Source organism: Alcaligenes sp. PF14, assembly GCF_037150615.1.
In the GTDB taxonomy this organism is placed as follows: Bacteria; Pseudomonadota; Gammaproteobacteria; order Burkholderiales; family Burkholderiaceae_B; genus Alcaligenes; species Alcaligenes phenolicus.
Genome location: NZ_JBAGRS010000003.1, coordinates 389,354 through 406,246 on the forward strand (window position 1 = coordinate 389,354; position 16,893 = coordinate 406,246).

The window sequence follows — 16,893 nt, forward strand, 5'->3', positions numbered from 1 at the left end:
CCGAGAGAGGGACAAGCTAGTTTACCCTTTGCCACGACCGGGGTGTGTGAATGAGGGTAGCCCCTAGGGGATGGCTGGTAGAGTTCTGGTGCTTGCAAAATAGAGGCTGGCGATAATTTGTGACTTATCAGGCATGTACGCGAGGGGCCGCCTCCATGCACCCGGCGCCTCCCCTGTGATAGCGGGGGAGGTGTCGGGCCCGGTCCGATGTTGGCAGGTTGCGATCAGTACAACACGCTAGGTAGCCACAGGCCGATGCCGGGGAACAGATACAGGATGATGATCGCCAGGATCTGGATACCCATGAAGGGCATCATGCCCAGGAAAATCTGGTTCAGGGTGACATGGGGTGGCGAGACGCCCTTCAGGTAGAAAGCCGACATGGCAACCGGTGGTGACAGGAATGCGGTTTGCAGGTTCAGGGCGACGAGCAGGCCGAAGAACAGGGGGTCGATCTGATAGTGCGCCAGCAGTGGCAGGAAGATGGGCATGAAGATGATGATGATCTCTGTCCATTCCAGCGGCCAACCCAGCAGGAAAATAACAATCTGCGCCAGGATCATGAACTGGATGGGTGTCAGATCCATGGACAGCACCCAGCCATTGATCAGTTCCTGACCACCCAGCAGGGCGAAGGCGGCCGAGAAAATACTGGAACCGACGAACAGCCAGCAGACCATGGCACTGGTCTTGGCGCTGAGGTACACCGATTCGCGCACCATGGAGAAATTCAAGCGGCGATAGGCGAAGGCCAGCAGGATGCCGCCCAAGGCACCCAAGGCCGCCGCCTCGGTGGGAGTGCACAGGCCAGCGATAATACTGCCCAGCACGGCAAGGATCAGCATGGTCAGCGGAAAGAAGGAGCTGAGCAGCATCTTGAAGATTTCCAGCCGTGCGAAGTTCAGCATGGCGTAGTAGCACAACAAGGCCAGACTGCCCACGATCAGAAAGATCCAGAATGTCATTGGCGCGGCTTGGCGCTCTGTCGTAGTTGTTTCTTCGGCTGCCTCTGCTGCAGCTGCGGGAGCTTCTGCGCCCGGTTCGCTGGCACCCAGCGCCACGAGTGGCTCGCTGCCGTCAGGTTCGGATAAACCGCCAGCACCCGGAGGTTCTGCCAGCCCACCGCCACTGTAGTCACTGTCGAAGTTATTGAAACCGCCGCCCATTTCCTGCAGCTCGTAGTGCTCGGCTACTTTAGGTGCAGTGACCGACTGATAGCTAAAGCCCATGACAGCGATGAAGATCACAGCGGGCAGCAAGGCCACGGCCAGATTCTTGACCAGCAGCTTCATGGGCACGTCGACGTTGCGAGGCCCCTTCATGGCGTTGATCAGGCCGGGTACAGCACGGTCTGTAATGGTCTCCTTGATGGTTTGTGCGAAGGCTGGCAGAGGCACGATCCGGTCTTCCGCGGAAAGCGGAGGCGCGACACTGGGCTTGAGCCTGGCCAGAATGATGACGTACACCACGTACAGGACAGCCAGCATCAGGCCGGGGAAAAAGGCCCCGGCATACAGTTTCACGACCGAGACACCCGCGACGGCGCCGTACAGGATCAGGAGTACGGAGGGGGGCAGCAAAATGCCCAGGCAGCCCCCAGCGGTAATGGAGCCAGCCGTTAGCTGTACGCTGTAGCCCGCTCGCAGCATGGCGGGCATGGCCAGTAGCCCCATCAGAGTCACCACTGCCCCCACAATGCCCGTGGCCGTGGCAAAGATGGCGCAGGTGGCAATGGTGGCTACTGCCAGCGAACCTGGAATTCGTGCCATGGCCAGGTGCATGCCCTGGAACAGGCTCTGGATCAGGTTGGCGCGTTCAACCAGGTAACCCATGAAGATGAACAGAGGCACCGCAATTAGTACGTCGTTGGTCATGACGGCGTAGGTGCGCAGAACCATCAGGTCCAGGGTCTGCTGGATTGCTTGCTGCGTGCCCATGTCGCGATAGGCCAGCCAGGTAAAGATCACCCCCATCCCCATCAGGGTGAAGGCAGTGGGAAAGCCCAGCATGATAGTGACGACAATCAGCGCCAGCATGAGCAAGCCCAAATGGCCGTTGCTCATGTCTGCTGGCGCTGGCATGAAGATGGCAATGCTCAGGACAATCCCGATCAATATGGTGAGCCCGAACCAGATTTCTTTTCTCATGTTGGACTCCCTTTCTTGCCGTCGCCTGTGACAAAGGCATCCAGTTTCTCAATGTCATCGCTTTTGACGTCCACCATATCCATGAGCTTGTCGACATCGACTTCCTCAACGTCCTTGTCGCGCGAAGGCCATTTTCCGTCTCGCAGGCAGCGTACGCAGTACACCATTTCCACGAAGCTTTGCAGCAGAAGGCAGAAACCGGCCAGCGGGATGATGGCCTTGAACGGGTAGATGGGCGGTCCGTTTGCCGTGATATTGGAGTGCTCCGTGATGGCCCAGGACTCGGCTGCGAAGTAGTAACCGGCCCAGAACATGGCGACCACACCAGGGATGAAGAACAGGATGTACAGGATCAGATCCAGGGCTGCCTGCAGGCGGGGTGGAAAAAAGCCGTACAGCACATCCCCGCGCACATGGCCGTTCTTGGAGAGCGTGTAGGCACCGGCCATCATGAACAGGCCACCGTACAGCATGTTCATCATGTCAAAGGCCCAGGCGTGTGGGTTGGAGAGTACGTATCGAGAGAAGACCTCGAAGGAAACGAACAGGGTCAATGCCAGGACTAGCCAGCCGAACAACTGGCCTATCCACGTATTGAACCGGTCGATAAAGACCAGAATTTTCTGCATGGTAGGTTCACCTTGCTAGCGCGGAAAGGGTCTGATGCGTGTCGGCTGCGGCTTGGGGCGCGGCCGGCCTGGAGTGGGGAAGGAGACGTCATCCACATCCGGCTGGACGGGATGACGCAGTGCAATTGCCGTTAGGGGTCAGCTCTTGGCTTGGGGAGCCTTGCGACCGAAGTAGTGGTTGTAGGCCATACGGCGGTTATTGTTGGTGTCCATGTCCCACGCCATGGCGCGTGCCGCGAACGCTCGTTGCGATGCGTCGATTTCCTTGAAAAGGGGGTTGGTCTCGGCCTTCTTGGCGACGATCTGGTCCCAGACGACCAGTTGTTGCTGCAGAATGGTGTCGGGCGTTTTGTAGAATTTGACGCCGTCTTCCTTTTGCAGGCGTTGGTAGTCCTGCGAGTAACGGTCAACTGCTTTCCAGGACATGTCGGCCGATGCGGCCTCCACGGCGTTGTCGACGATGGCCTTCAGCTGTGTCGGCAAGGCGTTGTACTTGTCCTTGTTGAACATGATCTCGAAGGTTTCTGAAGCCTGGTGAAAGCTTTGCAACATGCAGACCTTGGACACGTCCGGAAAGCCCAGAGCGCGGTCCGAGGCGGCGTTGTTGAACTCCGCACCATCGAGCAGGCCGCGGTCCAGTGCCGGAACAATTTCACCGCCCGGCAAAGCATTGACGGCCGCGCCCATTTCAGTGAACAGGTCGATAGCCAGGCCATTGGTGCGGAACTTCAGACCCTTGAGGTCTTCTGTCTTGGTGATGGGCTTTTTGAACCAGCCGAACGGTTGCGTGGGCATCGGGCCGGTCAGGAAGGAGACGACATTGCCACCGATGGCATCGTACAGCTTGGCCAGTAGCTCCTTGCCACCGCCATACTTGTGCCATGCCAGGACCATATTGGCGTCCATGCCGAAGGCCGGTCCTGACGAAAACAAGGCCAGGGCGTTCTGCTTGCCGTAGTTGTAACCCAGCACGCCGTGGCCCCCGTCCAGCGTTCCCTTGGAGACGGCATCCAGCAGGCCAAAGGCCGGTACAACAGCCCCTGCGGGCAAAACTTCGATTTTCAGATCTCCACCGGTCATGTCGTTGATCTTCTTGGCGAAATCAAGAGCGAATTCGTGGAAGATGTCGACGGTGGGCCAAGTGCTTTGGAAGCGGAAGTTGATGGGACCCTGCGCGCGAGCGATGGCAGGAAAGCCCATCGTTGCTGCAGCCGCGGTGCCGGCTGCAGCACCGCTCAGGAACTTGCGCCGGGATGCGCCAGTTTGTGCTTGAGGCGCGGTGCTTTTTTTGATCCTGTTTCTCATGGGGTGTGTCTCCGAAGTGGCTGTGAGCGTTCGAGAGCAAACTGCAGCAATCTGATTTTTCAGCGTTATTTCAGTTTTCTTTCAGTTTGCTTTCAGCTTTATATGCGATTCGAACACTGGCCGTACATAAGGAGTAACCACAATGATGATAGGGGTATACCCGTGGGCAGATAAGCGTGAGTGAGTGCACCTTTAGCGACGGGTGGGCTGTGCTGAACAGGCTTTTTACAGGCCTCTTGAGAGGGAAGTCATTTCAAACAGGCAAAGAAAAACGCCTTCGCCGCATGAAGCGGCGAAGGCGTTTTTTGCAAGCGCTAGGGCTTACAGACCTACGGAGTCAGCAATTTCCTTGAACTCTTCGATCTGGTCGAAGTTCATGTAGCGATAGATGTCTTCGCTATTGGCTTGCAGAACGCCCATGTCGGCCAGGTACTCTTCGCGGGTCGGGATGCGGCCCAGACGCGAGCAGATGGCAGCCAGTTCAGCCGAACCCAGGAACACGTTGGTGTTCTTGCCCAGACGGTTGGGGAAGTTACGGGTGCTGGTGGACATGACGGTGGCGCCTTCGCGAACCTGTGCCTGGTTACCCATGCACAGCGAGCAACCGGGCATTTCCATACGAGCACCAGCTACGCCCAGAACGCCGTAGTGGCCTTCTTCGCTCAGCTGTTGCTGGTCCATCTTGGTCGGAGGAGCGACCCACAGACGGGTTGGAATGTCGCGCTTGCCTTCCAGCAGCTTTGAAGCGGCACGGAAGTGACCGATGTTGGTCATGCAGCTACCGATAAACACTTCGTCGATCACGGTGCCGGACACGTCGGACAGCGTCTTCACGTCGTCTGGGTCGTTCGGGCAAGCCACGATAGGTTCGTGGATTTCAGCCAGATCGATGTCGATCACAGCGGCGTATTCAGCGTCTGCATCGGGCTCCAGCAGTTCCGGGTTGGCCAGCCAGGCTTCCATGCCCTTGATACGACGGGAGATAGTGCGCTCGTCTTCGTAGCCATTGGCAATCATCCACTTGAGCAGCGTGATGTTGCTGTTCAGGTATTCGATGATGGGCTCTTTGCTCAGGCGCACGGTACATGCAGCAGCGGAGCGCTCGGCCGAAGCGTCGGACAGCTCGAAAGCCTGTTCGATCTTCAGGTTGGGCAGACCTTCGATTTCCAGAATGCGACCGGAGAAGATGTTCTTCTTGCCGGCTTTTTCCACGGTCAGCAAGCCTTGCTTGATGGCGTACAGAGGAATGGCGTTAACCAGGTCACGCAGGGTGACGCCGGGCTGCATTTCGCCCTTGAAGCGCACCAGCACGGATTCTGGCATGTCCAGAGGCATCACGCCGGTAGCAGCGGCAAAGGCCACCAGACCGGAACCAGCGGGGAAGCTGATGCCGATAGGGAAACGGGTGTGCGAGTCGCCGCCAGTGCCCACGGTATCGGGCAACAACATGCGGTTCAGCCAGGAGTGGATGATACCGTCGCCTGGACGCAGGGAAACACCACCGCGTGTGCTGATGAAAGCAGGCAGTTCGTGGTGAGTCTTAACGTCAACAGGTTTGGGGTAAGCAGCGGTGTGGCAGAAGGACTGCATTACCAGATCGGACGAGAAACCCAGGCAAGCCAGGTCTTTCAGTTCGTCGCGAGTCATTGGGCCAGTCGTGTCCTGGCTGCCAACGGTGGTCATGCGTGGTTCGCAGTAGGTACCGGGACGCACGCCCTGGCCTTCAGGCAGACCGCAAGCACGGCCAACCATCTTCTGGGCCAGGGAGAAGCCTTTACCGGAGTCGGCAGGGCTTTGTGGCAGGCGGAACAGGGTGGTTGGGGGCAGACCCAGTGCTTCGCGAGCACGGGTGGTCAGGCCACGGCCAATGATCAGGGGAATACGGCCACCGGCGCGCACTTCGTCAAACAGGACGTCGGACTTGACCTGGAATTCGGAGATCAGTTCGCCATTCTTGAAGGCCTTGCCTTCGTAGGGACGCAGTTCCACCACGTCGCCCATTTCCATTTTGGAAACGTCCAGTTCGATAGGCAAAGCGCCGGCATCTTCCATGGTGTTGTAGAAGATAGGAGCAATCTTGCTGCCCAGACACACGCCACCAAAGCGCTTGTTGGGAACGAAAGGAATGTCTTCGCCGGTGAACCACAACACGGAGTTGGTGGCCGATTTACGCGAAGAACCGGTACCGACCACGTCGCCCACGTAGGCAACCAGGTGGCCCTTTTCTTTCAGGGATTCGATAAAGCTGACAGGACCTTTCTTGCCGGGCTCTTCAGGTTCGATACCTGGGCGCGGGTTCTTCAGCATGGCCAGAGCGTGCAGCGGAATGTCCGGGCGGCTCCAGGCGTCAGGGGCGGGGGACAGATCGTCCGTGTTGGTCTCGCCGGTGACTTTGAAAACGGTCACGGTCAGGCTTTCTGGAACTTCAGGACGGCTGGTGAACCACTCGCCGTCGGCCCAGCTTTGCAGCACTTCTTTTGCAAAGGCATTGCCTTTTTCGGCTTTTTCCTGAACGTCGTGGAAAGAGTCAAACATCAACAGGGTGTTTTTCAGGCCGTTGGCGGCGATCTGACCCAGTTCAGGCGAATCCAGCAGATCGATCAGCGGGCTGATGTTGTAGCCACCCAGCATGGTTCCCAGCAGCTCAGTGGCACGCTCGCGGCTGATCAAAGCACAGGTTTCTGTGCCCAGCGCGATGGCGGCCAGGTAGGAGGCTTTCACTTTGGCAGCATCGTCCACACCGGCGGGGACGCGGTGCGTCAGCAGGTCGACCAGAAATGCTTCCTCACCGGCAGGTGGGTTCTTGATGAGCTCGATCAGCTCGGCGGTCTGCTGAGCCGACAAAGGCAGCGGGGGAATGCCCAGAGCAGCGCGCTCGGCAACATGTTCGCGGTAAGAGTCCAGCATAGTGCGGGTGCCTATCGGTAAATGGTTGATATGAAAATGCAATAAATCGCGTGTTGCCCCAATTGTAATTTGAAGCGCGCAGCGAAGCAATGGTCTTATATCTTATATAAGACTTACGAGAAGCTGACTGTTATCGGGCTCAGGCCAGCAAGTCGGCGTATTCAGGGTGACGGCGGAAATAGACCACGGCATAGCTGCAAACAGGGCGTACTTTCCACTGTTGGTTTTTTGCTGTTTCCAATGCGAAGCGGGTCAGTTGCCCCGCAATGCCGCGGCCTTCCAGCTCGGGCGGCACACGGGTGTGGGTGATGCTCATGACAGCATCGTCCAGTTCGTATTCGATCACGCTGCGGCGGTTTTCAATGTCGCAGTAAAACAGACGCGCTTGCGGGTCGTGGTGGATCTCGGTAGTCATGGCAGGCTCCTTCAAGTGGGGTTGGAGTGCAGGGCGATCAGAATCCAAACAGCCAGCATGGCGATCATGCCCAGAAAGCAGCCGCCCCACAGTCCCATCAGGGGCCATTTGACGCCCATGGGAACGTCGTCGGGCTGTACGTGCTTGAGCAGACGATTGGCATTGCCAAACAGCGAGCTTTGGCGTTTGGGGAAATTCAGACGTAAAAAATAATCCAGCAGTACGCCTGCCTTCAGCGAAAAACTGAGTTTTTCCCAGGGGTACTGATCCAGATAGGGATGACGCAACACCTGGTTGCTGCGGCGCAAATTGAAAAGCAGTAAATACGCACCGGAGACCAGACTGGTCAAGGCACAGGCAATCATCAAGGTGCCGGCCAGCGGCAGGGCGTAGCGTACAAATTCAGAGAGCATGGAAGTCACCAGCAAGACGGCCCCGCGTGCGCAATGCAGCGGGGCCGTGGGTTAGATCACAGGCAAATAATAGCCCAGGATCTGTGACTTATGGGCGCTGGTCCAGAGGCACAAAGCTCTGGTTTTCAGGGCCAATGTAGTTGGCGGTAGGACGAATAATCTTGTTGTCCACGCGCTGCTCAATGATGTGAGCCGCCCAGCCAGCCGTACGCGCGATCACGAACAAAGGCGTGAACATGGCAGTAGGCACACCCATGGTGTGATAGGACACGGCCGAGAACCAGTCCAGATTGGGGAACATTTTCTTCACTTCCCACATCACGCTTTCCAGACGCTCGGCAATGTCGAACATGCGAGTGTTGCCATCGGCCACGGCCAGCTCTTTGGCCACCGATTTGATCACTTCGTTGCGTGGGTCGGAGATGGTGTAGACGGGGTGACCGAAGCCAATAATGACTTCCTTGTTCTCCACGCGCTTGCGGATGTCTTCTTCAGCCTGATCGGGGTTCTCGTAGCGCTTCTGGATTTCAAAAGCCACTTCGTTTGCGCCACCGTGCTTGGGACCGCGCAGGGCACCGATCGCACCGGCAATCGCGGAGTAGAAATCCGAACCTGTACCGGCGATAACGCGGCTGGTAAAGGTGGAGGCGTTGAACTCGTGCTCGGCGTACAGGTTCAGCGAGACATGCATGGCTTTTTCCCACTCGGCCGATGGCTTCTCGCCGTGGAGCAGGTGCAGGAAGTGCGCGCCGATGCTGTCGTCGTCGGTCTGCACATCAATCATTTCGCCGTTGTGGCTGTAGTGGTACCAGTACAGCAGAGCCGAACCCAGGCAAGCTATCAGACGGTCGGCGATGTCGCGTGCGTCGGGCAGGTTGTGGTCGTCTTTTTCAGGCAGCACGCAGCCCAGAACCGACACGGCAGTACGCATCACGTCCATGGGGTGGCTGTGGGCAGGCAGGGTTTCCAGAGCGGTTTGCAGGGCTAGAGGCAGGCCACGCAGACGCTTGAGCTTTTGCTTGTACGCGCGCAGCTCGTCGCGGTTGGGCAGTTTGCCGTGGATCAGCAAATGAGCCACTTCTTCAAATTCGCAAGCCTGGGCCAGGTCCAAGATATCGTAGCCGCGGTAGTGCAGATCATTGCCACTGCGACCGACCGTGCACAAGGCGGTATTGCCTGCAACAACGCCAGACAGGGCAACAGATTTCTTGGGCTTGAAGCCAGTGCTAGGGGTGTTCTCAGTACTGCTCATAAAGGTCTCCTGGTTGCTGGGCAGCCAGCACGAGGCTGGCTGCTGAATGGGGTTTTACCCGCGCGACGGCCCAGTCAAGGGGCCGGGCGGGAGCCTGTGGTGGCTCAGGACTTCTTGTTTTTCTGGAACAGCTTGTCGAGGCTTTGCTCGTAAGCATGGTAGCCGATACGATCGTACAGTTCTTCACGAGTCTGCATCAAATCGATGACATTTTTTTGATGTCCGTCACGACGGATCGCCTGGTAGACAGTTTCGGCGGCCTTGTTCATGGCGCGGAAGGCGGACAGGGGGTAGAGCACCATGGCGACATTGGCCGAAGCCAGTTCTTCCACTGTGAACAATGGGGTTTGACCGAATTCGGTAATGTTGGCCAGCACGGGCACATCCAGCGTTTCGGTAAAGCGGCGGTAGGTGTCCAGGTCGTAGCAGGCTTCAGCAAAAATGCCGTCTGCACCTGCTTCCACGCAAGCCTGAGCACGTTCCAGAGCGGCGTCCACGCCTTCGACGGCAATCGCGTCTGTACGAGCCATGATGAAGAATTCTGGATCGGTACGTGCGTCAACAGCGGCTTTCACGCGGTCGGCCATCTCACCGGTGCTGACGATTTCTTTGCCGGGGCGGTGACCGCAACGCTTGGCGCCAACCTGGTCTTCAATGTGGCAAGCGGCAGCGCCGAACTTGATCAGGCTTTTGATAGTGCGAGCAATGTTGAAGGCCGAAGCCCCAAAGCCGGTATCAATGTCCACCATCAAAGGCAGATCGCACACATCGGTAATGCGACGAATGTCGGTCAGCACGTCGTCCAGCGTGTTGATGCCCAGATCAGGCAAGCCCAAAGAGCTAGCCGCGACACCGCCACCCGACAAGTAGATGGCGCGGTAGCCGGCGCGTTGGGCCAGCAAAGCGTGGTTGGCGTTGATGGCGCCGATGATTTGCAAAGGCTGTTCTTCACGCAGGGCCTGGCGGAAACGGGCGCCTGCCGATGTCAGTTGGTTTTGGCTCATTTGGGGCTCCAGATCACAAGATATAAAAATGTCGTCAGCGTAGTGCTGCGATGGGTTGCTTCTACTAAAGCAAATGCTGTGCCAAGTTCATATATGGGGGCGATGAAAAGCCTGAACTCAGAGGGGGCGGGGATTTCTCGCGTGGAGCGATGTCGTCGCTCCCTTCCAGGAATATTGTCTTTTTCTGTTTTTTGTTTCAATATTGAAACGTAATTTGAAACAGTGTCGCATTATTGAAGCCCGGGTGAAACCATATGCCTTATCCTTCCTCCCCGCCTGCGCGTCTGCGTCTGGTAGCTTTTGGCCTGCATGGACTGCGTTCTCTATTGGAAGAGCTGGTGCCGCAGTTTCGCGCTCAGGCCGAAATACTGATTGTGGACAAGGCCTATGGAGAGGCCGTGGAGGCCGTGCAGGTTTTGCGACAAACAGGCGAAATTGACGTGCTGGTGTCTGCCGGTTCCAACGGCAGTTATTTGCGCGAACACTTGGACTTGCCAGTGGTGTTGGTCCATCCCGGTGGCTTCGACATTATGGGCAGTCTGGCCTCGGCACAGGCAGAGCGCAAAGCGGTGGTGACCTATGGCGAAATGCCGCTGGAGCTGATGGAGTTCGTGCAGCGTTTTGATCTACCTGTGGAGTTACGCAGCTATCGCAGCGAGGCTGATGCACGTAGCTGTGTCCAGGATTTGAAAGAGCTGGGCGTGGAGTGGGTGCTGGCACCCGGTCTTGTGGTGGATCTGGCGCGCGAGAATCAGATGGAAGGCGTGCTGCTGTATTCACAAGGAGCGGTGCGACAGGCCCTGGAATCCGCTATCGAACTGGCTCGTGTGGCTCGCGCTGAGGCTGCTCGCCGGGATCGCTTGAATACGATTCTGGCGCAGTTGCGTGACGGCGTGGTGTCAGTGGACAGGGACGAGCGGATTGAAACCGTCAACCCGGCGATGGAAGCCTGGTTGGGCCAACCGGCTCAAGCCATGATTGGCCGTCGTTTGGGTTCCTTGTATCCCGAGCTGGATCTGGCTGGCACGCTGCGCAGTCTGGAAGTGCAGTTGGATACGGTGCAGCAAGTAGGTGGCCGTACCGCGATCGTGACCCGCATGCCGATTCTGGAGCAGGGGCGCTTGAGCGGGGCAGTGCTGCTTTGCCAGGACCCGGCAGCGATTCAACGACTGGACCGTAGTTTGCGATCCCGCAGTCAGCAAGCCGCATCGCGTCATGCCCGTTACGAGCTATCTGATCTGGTGGGGCAAAGCTCGCCCATGCGCAAGCTGCGTGCTCAAGCCCAGGCTTGCGCTCAAAGTACAGCCACAACCTTGATTATTGGTGAAAGCGGCACAGGCAAGGAATTGCTGGCTCAAGGCATTCACAGCGCCAGCGCCAGACGCGCGCAACCCTTTGTGGCCGTGAACTGCGCGGCTTTCCCGGACAGCCTGTTGGAAAGCGAGCTGTTCGGGTATGTGGAGGGGGCATTTACCGGCTCCAGTCGAGGTGGCAAGGTGGGGCTGGTGGAAGCGGCCCACACCGGCACCCTGTTTCTGGACGAGATCGGCGAAATGCCCTTGCCGCTACAAACCCGTTTGCTGCGTGTGCTGCAAGAAAAAGAAGTGCTGCGTATCGGGGCTATTGAGCCAACGCCGGTGGATGTGCGCGTGATTGCGGCTACTCACCGCGATCTGGCCGCGCAGGTTAAAGAAGGCGTGTTCCGCCAGGATCTGTTTTATCGACTGAACATTCTGGTGCTGCGTTTGCCGCCTTTGCGTCTGCGCACACAGGACTTGCCGGAGTTGGTGGAGCATTTACTGGCCAAGGTTGCCCAACGTCTGGGTGGTGCAAGCATGCTCAACCCGCAGTGGATGGCGGAGTTGCTTGAACTAGGCCGCCACTACACATGGCCGGGCAATATTCGCGAACTGGAAAACTTGATTGAACGTTTGATGGTGTTAGGCACAGTGCAAGGGGATCAGGCTGTGGTGCTGGAAGATATTGCGCCTGAGTTGCGGGCCGTGGTGAGCGAGCCCGCCTTGCCAGCCTTGCGTGATCAGCAGGAGCGCAGTGAACAAGAGCATCTGGCCAAAGTACTGGAAGAGTGTGGTGGCAACCGCGCCTTGGCGGCACAGCAGTTGGGAATTAGTCGTAGTACCTTGTGGCGGAAGTTGCGTAAAGGCTGATGGTATTTGGCTGTATTCAGCTCGCTTAAATGAAGCCAATGAGCAGACTTCCACCAGTTAAGGCTTATTTCTAGTGTTGGCTGGTTCTGCTTAACGCCAGTAATAGCAAACTGATCAGCAGAGCAGCAGCCATGTTATAGAGCATGCCCATTGCAAAGGCAGAGATATATTGTTCTGCAATGGTTGAGGTGGCGCTGTCTGAAGTGCGCCCGTTATTAAAGAGCAGGCCGACCACGGCAATCCCCAGGGCTGCGCCGACTTGTTGGGTGCTGGAGATTACACCTGAGGCCATGCCTGCTTGCGTTTCATCGACGAAGCCTAGAACCAGATTCAGCAAGGGCGTCATGATTAGACCTTGGCTGGCTCCCAGAAGAGTCAGGGCGGGAATCAGGTATGTGGGAGTCAACTCTGTACCGCTTGACGCAATTTGAGCAATCAGCCAGGCAAAAGAGAGGGCGTAGAGGAAAGAACCAACGGTAATGGCTCGGGTGCCGTAGCGGGCGACGAGGCGGGGAGCACCCAGGGATGCGGCCACAAAACCCACACTAGCAGGGGCAAAGATGCTGCCCGCATACAGAGGGCTTAAGCCCAAGCCACTTTGCAGCAACAGGGCAAAGCAGAGAAAGAAAGAGCTGGCGGTGGAGTACACCAACAACACCAATAGAGTCCCTAAAGCAAAGCGCGGCTGGGTTAGAAGCTGCATGTCCACTAAAGGAGCGTGACCTGTGCAGCGCCGTTTTTCTTGGTGCAGATAGAAGACCCCTAGGAAGGCAGCAGCGGCGGCAAGGCTGGCCAGGCTGGATGGGGGCCACCCATGCTCGGCGCTTTGGATGAGAGGGATGAGCAAAAGGCTCAGTGCCAGGCTGATCAACATGACGCCAGCACCATCCAGGCTGCTGCTTTGGTCAGCACGGGTTTCAGGGATGTAGCGGGCGGCGGCAACTGCCAGCAATCCGATTGGAATATTGATTAAAAAGATGCTGCGCCAGCCCAACTGGAATAAATCGGCGTGAACCATCCAGCCCCCCAGTATTTGCCCAGCGATGGCGGCCAGCCCCAGCGTCATACCTAAAAGCCCAAACGCTCGGCGGCTGTTGTCTCCGTCAAAATTGACTCGGATGGAGGCATAAACTTGGGGAAAGAGCAGGGCTGCTGCCAGTCCTTGTGCTACTCGGGCCACAATAAGCAGTGGAGCATTGGGGGCAACACCACACAGAGCCGAGGCTACGGTGAAGCTGGTCATGCCGATAATGAAAAGTCGGCGCCTGCCGAATAGATCGCCCAAGCGGCCGCCTGTAATCAGCAGTACGCCAAAGGCTAGTTCATAAGCCGCCACAATGAAGCCAATCTCGGTAAAGCTGGCCCCCAGCTGGTCTTGAATACTGGGGATGGCGATATTGACGACGAATAAATCAAAAATTGTGACGAATCCGGCCAGAAGCAGGACGGCAAGGCCGAGCCAGGGCGGGTTGTTTGCTGCGTGTGAGCAAGGGGTAGAGCAGAAGGAATTCGAGTTCATGATGCTTGTCTGAGGTGAAAACATCTGTATTCTTGAATTCTTTTTAAGCGATTACAATTTAACTGTTTATGCTATTACTGAAAGTAATGGGGGTTTGATTAGTGAGAACGCTGGAACGAACGCGGCCCGATTTGTCCGCTTTTTTGCGCACCTGTCGTGAACGCCTTTTGCCTCAGGATGTAGGCTTGCCTAGCGGTGGCCGACGTCGTACTCCCGGATTGCGGCGCGAGGAGGTTGCTGCTTTGGCCGGAGTGGGGTTGACCTGGTATACCTGGCTGGAGCAAGGCCGTGACATCGGGGTCTCAGCCAGCTTTCTGGATAATTTGGCTCGCGTTTTGAAGCTGGACGCGGCCGAGCGACGTCATCTGTTTTTGCTGGCTCACGAGCGGCTGCCAGCTGAGCCGGGTATCACCTGGTGTGTCTTGCCTCCTCTGGTGCGACGCTTGATGCACGATTTGCCCCATCCTGCTTTTGTTCTGAATCTCCGTTGGGATGTCTTGGGCTTCAATGACATGGCCGATGAATTGCTGGGCTTTGGCGCTCATCAGCCAGGACAGCGTAATTTGCTCTGGCAGATGTTTACGGATCCGGTGCTGCATACGCGTTTTGCATCTTGGGAACAGCAGGCAGCAGAAATGTTGTCCGGCTTTCGGCGGGATTTCGCACGTGCGACAGAGGGTACGGATATGCAGGAGCTGGTCAATGAGCTCAAGCGGGTCTCACCGGAGTTCAAGCAGTACTGGGATCAACATGATGTGCATTTGCCCTGTAGTGGCCTGCGTAGTCTGGTCCTGGATGGGCAACTGCGCGAGTTCGAGCAGACTTCGCTCATTATTGATGAAAGCCGCCATTTGCGGATGGTGGTCTATGCACTGTCTTTGCAGGATGAGGCGAACGTAGACGCGGTGTAGCGTCTGATCAGCGCTCTGTCTTGGGTTTTTAGGCAGGGATGGCGGGTTGCGCTATCTGCAACTCGGCCTTTGGCATGCAGCGCCCGGCACTTCTTTGTGGTCTGCAAAAAAATCCCCGCCGTTCAGGCGGGGATTTTGCAGACTAGCGGGTCAATTAACCCAGCAGGTCTTTCACACCGTCACGCTCTTCCAGCAGCTCGTTCAGGGTGTGGTCCATGCGCTCACGCGAGAAGGCGTCGATTTCCAGCCCTTCAACACGCTTGTACTCACCGTTTTCGGTGGTCACAGGCACGCCGTAGATGATGCCTTCAGGAATGCCGTAGGAGCCGTCCGAAGGAACACCCATGGTGACCCATTTGCCGTTCGAACCCAGCACCCAGTCGCGCACGTGGTCGATGGCGGCGTTGGCAGCCGAAGCAGCCGAGGACAGGCCACGGGCTTCGATGATGGCGGCGCCACGTTTGCCCACGGTAGGGATGAAGGTTTCGCGGTTCCAGGCCTGATCGTTGATGATCGCGTCGATCTTCTCGCCGTTCACGGTAGCGAAACGGGTGTCAGGGTACATGGTGGGCGAGTGGTTGCCCCAAACGATCAGGTTCTCGATGTCAGCAACAGCCTTGCCGGACTTGGTGGCCAACTGCGACAGGGCGCGGTTGTGGTCCAGGCGCAGCATGGCAGTGAAGTTCTTCGCTGGCAGATCAGGAGCGGACTTCATGGCAATGTAGGCGTTGGTGTTGGCAGGGTTGCCGACCACCAGCACTTTCACGTCACGGCTGGCCACTTTGTTCAGGGCACGGCCTTGTGCTGTGAAGATCTGGGCGTTGAAGGCCAGCAGATCTTTACGCTCCATGCCTGGGCCACGAGGACGGGCACCGACCAGCAGGGCGATATCAGCATCTTTGAAGGCGGTTTCAGGATCGCTGTGGGCGGACATGCCTTGCAGCAGCGGGAAGGCGCAGTCGTCCAGTTCCATCATGACGCCCTTCAGGGCCTTTTGGGCTTTCTCGTCGGCGAGTTCCAGCAGCTGCAGGATTACAGGCTGGTCTTTGCCCAGCATTTCGCCGGAAGCGATGCGAAACAGCAGGGCGTAGCCAATCTGGCCAGCAGCGCCGGTAACGGCGACGCGCATTGCGGGTTTGGACATGAGAGTAAGACTCCGTTTTTGGGTTTGAAGACGGTGACGAAAAACACAGTTTAAATCTTTTGCAGACCGGGCGGCTGGCGTGGAAAACGGTTTTTCGCAAGAGGAAAAGCCTCTTTTTTCACTGCGCAGACTAGACCAAAACGATAGCGGCGTCAAACGTCTTATATCTTATATAAGACATAAGAGCGTTAGACATTCGGGGCCGGTCATGCGAAAATTAGTGCACTGTCTATTTTATGAACAAATGCGCGTTTCAAGCTGTATCTGCCGCGCATTTTTTATGAGCCCCATGTCTGATAACGTGCCGCCGCTACGCACCCAGGAAATCGAAAAATCCGCTCCTAGCGCGGCCTATAGCCCTCTGTATCAACAGATCAAGGCTTTGTTGCTGCAGGGGCTGGATCGTGGCGAGTGGAAGCCCGGCGAAGCCATCCCCAGTGAACTGGAGCTGGCTGCCCGCTTTCAGGTCAGCCAGGGCACGGTGCGCAAGGCCATTGATGAGCTGGCCGCCGACAACCTCCTGATCCGTCGTCAAGGCAAGGGTACCTTTGTGGCCACCCATCACGAAGCTCGTGTGCGCTTTCGTTTCCTGCGCCTGGCCCCGGATGATGGCAAGCCTGTGGCTTCCCAGAGCCGTATTCTGGATGTGCGTCGAATGAAAGCGCCTACGGATGTTGCCGTGCTGCTGGATTTGCGCACCTCCGACATGGTGGTGAACCTGCGCCGGGTTTTGTCCTTTGATCAGGTCCCGACCATTTATGACGATATCTGGCTGCCTGGCTCCGTCTTCAAGGGTTTGACCCTGGAGGCCGTCGAGCAGAACAAGGGCCCGATGTACGCCTGGTTCGAGAGCAAATTCGGCGTGAGCATGGTGCGCGCCGATGAAAAGATTGGTGCTGTCAGTGCCACCGAAGAGGCCGCCTCGGTCTTGCAGGTCGCTGCCGGTTCGCCGCTCCTGCACGTGGAACGCGTGTCCTATACCTATGGTGATCGACCGATGGAGTTGCGCCGGGGCTTGTACCTGACTGAGCGCTTCCATTACCGAAACACGCTCAGCTAGTTCGGCGGCATACGGTATT

The 16,893-nt window shown here is 57.3% G+C and carries 13 protein-coding genes; 3 read left to right on the forward strand and 10 right to left on the reverse strand.

Annotated elements, in window-relative coordinates; translation table 11 throughout:
* Positions 1-224: 224 nt before the first annotated feature.
* The 8 genes from WFM49_RS08825 to prpB all read right to left on the reverse strand — a co-directional run bounded on the left by WFM49_RS08825 (position 225) and on the right by prpB (position 10,072).
* Positions 225-2,147, reverse strand: coding sequence for a TRAP transporter large permease (locus tag WFM49_RS08825; RefSeq protein ID WP_336972873.1), 1,923 nt, complete (start codon positions 2,145-2,147; stop codon positions 225-227).
* Positions 2,144-2,776 (reverse strand): TRAP transporter small permease subunit, encoded by a 633-nt coding sequence (locus tag WFM49_RS08830; protein ID WP_009457722.1) that lies wholly within the window; start codon positions 2,774-2,776, stop codon positions 2,144-2,146. Before WFM49_RS08830 ends, WFM49_RS08825 begins: the two co-directional genes overlap by 4 nt.
* Before the next feature lie 138 nt (positions 2,777-2,914).
* Entirely contained in the window at positions 2,915-4,081 is a 1,167-nt protein-coding gene (locus WFM49_RS08835) for a TRAP transporter substrate-binding protein (protein WP_009457721.1), read from the reverse strand.
* Between the two features lie 321 nt (positions 4,082-4,402).
* Positions 4,403-6,988, reverse strand: coding sequence for a bifunctional aconitate hydratase 2/2-methylisocitrate dehydratase (gene acnB, locus WFM49_RS08840; protein WP_022983544.1), 2,586 nt, complete (start codon positions 6,986-6,988; stop codon positions 4,403-4,405).
* A 139-nt stretch (positions 6,989-7,127) separates the two neighbouring features.
* A complete protein-coding gene (locus WFM49_RS08845; RefSeq protein WP_009457716.1) occupies positions 7,128-7,403 on the reverse strand; it encodes a GNAT family N-acetyltransferase in 276 nt (91 codons plus the stop codon).
* Between the two features lie 11 nt (positions 7,404-7,414).
* The gene (locus WFM49_RS08850) at positions 7,415-7,816 is read right to left on the reverse strand and encodes a hypothetical protein (protein ID WP_009457714.1); all 402 of its coding nucleotides are present in this window, start codon (positions 7,814-7,816) and stop codon (positions 7,415-7,417) included.
* Between the two features lie 88 nt (positions 7,817-7,904).
* A complete protein-coding gene (prpC, locus tag WFM49_RS08855) occupies positions 7,905-9,068 on the reverse strand; it encodes a bifunctional 2-methylcitrate synthase/citrate synthase (RefSeq protein ID WP_336972874.1) in 1,164 nt (387 codons plus the stop codon).
* 104 nt (positions 9,069-9,172) lie between these two features.
* Positions 9,173-10,072 carry a methylisocitrate lyase gene (gene prpB / locus WFM49_RS08860; RefSeq protein WP_336972875.1) on the reverse strand — a complete coding sequence of 300 codons (900 nt, stop codon included), beginning with the start codon at positions 10,070-10,072 and terminating at the stop codon, positions 9,173-9,175.
* A 254-nt stretch (positions 10,073-10,326) separates the two neighbouring features.
* On the opposite strand from prpB, the gene prpR reads away from it, so the two are divergent.
* Positions 10,327-12,240 (forward strand): propionate catabolism operon regulatory protein PrpR, encoded by a 1,914-nt coding sequence (prpR, locus tag WFM49_RS08865; RefSeq protein ID WP_336972876.1) that lies wholly within the window; start codon positions 10,327-10,329, stop codon positions 12,238-12,240.
* Positions 12,241-12,310: 70 nt separating this feature from the next.
* On the opposite strand, the gene WFM49_RS08870 is transcribed toward prpR, so the two are convergent.
* Positions 12,311-13,759, reverse strand: coding sequence for an MFS transporter (locus WFM49_RS08870; RefSeq protein ID WP_336972878.1), 1,449 nt, complete (start codon positions 13,757-13,759; stop codon positions 12,311-12,313).
* A 131-nt stretch (positions 13,760-13,890) separates the two neighbouring features.
* Here WFM49_RS08870 and WFM49_RS08875 point away from each other — a divergent pair, with 131 nt between their 5' ends.
* Entirely contained in the window at positions 13,891-14,670 is a 780-nt protein-coding gene (locus tag WFM49_RS08875; protein WP_250756853.1) for a helix-turn-helix transcriptional regulator, read from the forward strand.
* Between the two features lie 154 nt (positions 14,671-14,824).
* On the opposite strand, the gene WFM49_RS08880 is transcribed toward WFM49_RS08875, so the two are convergent.
* Entirely contained in the window at positions 14,825-15,814 is a 990-nt protein-coding gene (locus WFM49_RS08880; protein WP_022983546.1) for a malate dehydrogenase, read from the reverse strand.
* Positions 15,815-16,103: 289 nt separating this feature from the next.
* On the opposite strand from WFM49_RS08880, the gene WFM49_RS08885 reads away from it, so the two are divergent.
* Positions 16,104-16,874: a GntR family transcriptional regulator gene (locus WFM49_RS08885; RefSeq protein ID WP_009457695.1), complete on the forward strand. Its 771-nt coding sequence runs from the start codon at positions 16,104-16,106 to the stop codon at positions 16,872-16,874.
* Positions 16,875-16,893: the final 19 nt, after the last annotated feature.

What these genes read in the sequence shown, in the direction of transcription:
- WFM49_RS08825 (WP_336972873.1), bottom strand. Translation starts at nt 2,147, where the DNA reads ATGAGAAAAGAAATCTGGTTCGGGCTCACCATATTGATCGGGATTGTC.
- WFM49_RS08830 (WP_009457722.1), bottom strand. Translation starts at nt 2,776, where the DNA reads ATGCAGAAAATTCTGGTCTTTATCGACCGGTTCAATACGTGGATAGGC.
- WFM49_RS08835 (WP_009457721.1), bottom strand. Translation starts at nt 4,081, where the DNA reads ATGAGAAACAGGATCAAAAAAAGCACCGCGCCTCAAGCACAAACTGGC.
- acnB (WP_022983544.1), bottom strand. Translation starts at nt 6,988, where the DNA reads ATGCTGGACTCTTACCGCGAACATGTTGCCGAGCGCGCTGCTCTGGGC.
- WFM49_RS08845 (WP_009457716.1), bottom strand. Translation starts at nt 7,403, where the DNA reads ATGACTACCGAGATCCACCACGACCCGCAAGCGCGTCTGTTTTACTGC.
- WFM49_RS08850 (WP_009457714.1), bottom strand. Translation starts at nt 7,816, where the DNA reads ATGCTCTCTGAATTTGTACGCTACGCCCTGCCGCTGGCCGGCACCTTG.
- prpC (WP_336972874.1), bottom strand. Translation starts at nt 9,068, where the DNA reads ATGAGCAGTACTGAGAACACCCCTAGCACTGGCTTCAAGCCCAAGAAA.
- prpB (WP_336972875.1), bottom strand. Translation starts at nt 10,072, where the DNA reads ATGAGCCAAAACCAACTGACATCGGCAGGCGCCCGTTTCCGCCAGGCC.
- prpR (WP_336972876.1), top strand. Translation starts at nt 10,327, where the DNA reads ATGCCTTATCCTTCCTCCCCGCCTGCGCGTCTGCGTCTGGTAGCTTTT.
- WFM49_RS08870 (WP_336972878.1), bottom strand. Translation starts at nt 13,759, where the DNA reads ATGAACTCGAATTCCTTCTGCTCTACCCCTTGCTCACACGCAGCAAAC.
- WFM49_RS08880 (WP_022983546.1), bottom strand. Translation starts at nt 15,814, where the DNA reads ATGTCCAAACCCGCAATGCGCGTCGCCGTTACCGGCGCTGCTGGCCAG.
- WFM49_RS08885 (WP_009457695.1), top strand. Translation starts at nt 16,104, where the DNA reads ATGTCTGATAACGTGCCGCCGCTACGCACCCAGGAAATCGAAAAATCC.